General features: G+C 63.1%; 1 protein-coding gene. It reads right to left on the reverse strand.

Annotated elements, in window-relative coordinates; genetic code table 11:
- Positions 1-2,168, reverse strand: a 2,168-nt coding sequence (locus NFJ07_RS25480) for a hypothetical protein (protein WP_269998887.1), incomplete at both ends; no start/stop codon positions are given.

The raw sequence follows: 2,168 nt of genomic DNA on the forward strand, positions 1-2,168 counted from the left end.
GGGACGCTGTTGCTTACGGCGCTCCCGTCGAGCGGCAGGGTGAAGGTCTGAGGGTCGGGGACGAAGAACGCCGACAGACTGTACGTGCCATAGGAATTGCGGCTAACGTCCGTGCCCATCTCAAGCCGGTAATCACCGGCGGGCAGTGCAACCGTCTTATTCCCGTAGCTGCAGTAGTCCCCGGCGACCTTTGCCCCGCTCGCCACGGAGGTTACCTGCCAGGTGAGCCCGTTCGCGTAGCCGTTCTCGTTGCTGCTAACGCACGAGCGGAAATCCAGGAACAGCGATCTCCCCCCTTCAGGAACGGTGAAGGTGTAGAGGTCCTTGGATACCTTCGTTTCCAGGTTCCCTGCGCCGGCCCCGGGCACGCCGTCGCTGATTGCGCTGCCGTCAAGAGGGAGCGCGAAGGTCTGGGGGTCGGGGACGAAGAACGCCGCCAGACTGTACGTGCCATAGGAATTGCGGGTGATGTCCGATCCCATTTCGAGCCGGTAATCTCCGGCCGGAAGGGTAACGGTCTTGTTCCCGTAGGCGCAGTAGTCCCCGGCGACCTTTGCCCCGCTCGCCACGGAGGTTACTTGCCAGGTGAGCCCGTTCGCGTAGGTGTTGGCGGGGTGGTTCAGGCACGAATGGAAGTCCAGAAACAGGGTCTTTCCGCCGTCCGGGACGGTGAAGGTGTAGAGGTCCTTGGATCCCAGGGTTTCCAGGTTCCCGGCACCGGCCCCGGGGACGCCGTTGCTGATGATGCTGCCGTCGAGCGGCAGAGGGTAGGTCTGCGCGTCGGGGACGAAGAACGCCGCCAGACTGTACGTGCCGTAGGAGTTACGGGTGATGTCGGTGCCCATTTCCAGGCGGTAATCACCGGCCGCCAGTGCCACAGTCTTGTTCCCTGAGGCGCAGTAGTCCCCGGCGACCTTTGTTCCGCTCGCCACGGAGGTGACCTGCCAGGTGAGCCCGTTCGCGTACTGGTTCGCGTTGTTGCTAACGCACGAGCGGAAGTCCAGGAACAGCGATCTCCCCCCTTCAGGAACGGTGAAGGTGTAGAGGTCCTTGGATCCCTTCGTTTCCAGGTTCCCTGCACCAGCCCCGGGCACGCCGTTGCTGACTGCGCTGCCGTCAAGCGGCAGAGTGAAGGTCTGCGCGTCGGGGACAAAGAACGCCGCCAGACTATATGTGCCGTAGGAATTCCGGGTGATGTCCGATCCCATTTCGAGCCGGTAGTCACCAGTCGGGAGAGCCGCGGTCTTGTTCCCCGAGGCGCAGTAGTCCCCGGCGACTTTCGCCCCGCTCGCGACCGAGGTGACCTGCCAGGTGAGCCCGTTCGCGTACTGGTTCGCGGGGTGGTTCAGGCACGAACGGAAGTCCAGGAACAGGGTCTTTCCGCCGTCCGGGACGGTGAAGGTGTAGAGGTCCTTGGATCCCAGGGTTTCCAGGTTCCCCGCACCGGTTCCCGGGACGCCGTCACTCACGGCGCTGCCGTCAAGCGGCAGGGTGTAGGTCTGCTGGTCGGGGACGAAGAACGCCGCCAGACTGTACGTGCCGTAGGAGTTACGGCTAACGTCGGTACCCATCTCAAGGCGGTAATCACCTGGCGGAAGGCCAACGGTCTTGTTCCCCGAGGCGCAGTAGTCACCGCCCATTTTGACTCCGGTGGAGCTGGACACAACCTGCCAGGTAAGTCCGTTCGCGTATGGATTGGCGGGGTTGCTCAGGCACGACCGGAAATCAAGGAACAGGGTCTTGCCGCCGTCCGGGACGCTGAGCGTGTAGATGTCAGTTGAGTTCTTGGTCTCCAGGTTCCCCGCACCGGACCCGGGAACCCCGTTGCTTACGGCGCTCCCGTCAAGGGGCAGGGTGAAGGTCTGGGGGTCGGGGACGAAGAACGCCGCCAGACTGTACGTGCCGTAGGAGTTACGGGTGATGTCGGTGCCCATTTCCAGCCGGTAATCACCAGCTGGAAGGGTGACGGTCTTGTTCCCGCTGCCGCAGTAGTCCCCCGCGACCTTTGCCCCGCTGGCGATCGAGGTGACCTGCCAGGTAAGACCGTTCGCGAAGATGTTATCGGGGTGGCTCACGCAATCCCGGTTGAGATCCAGGAACAGGGTCTTGCCCCCGGCAGGTACCGTGAAGGTGTAGAAGTCCTTGGACCCCTTCGTTTCCAGGTTCCC

It is taken from the genome of Arthrobacter sp. B2a2-09 (genome assembly GCF_027587375.1).
Taxonomy (GTDB): domain Bacteria; phylum Actinomycetota; class Actinomycetes; order Actinomycetales; family Micrococcaceae; genus Arthrobacter.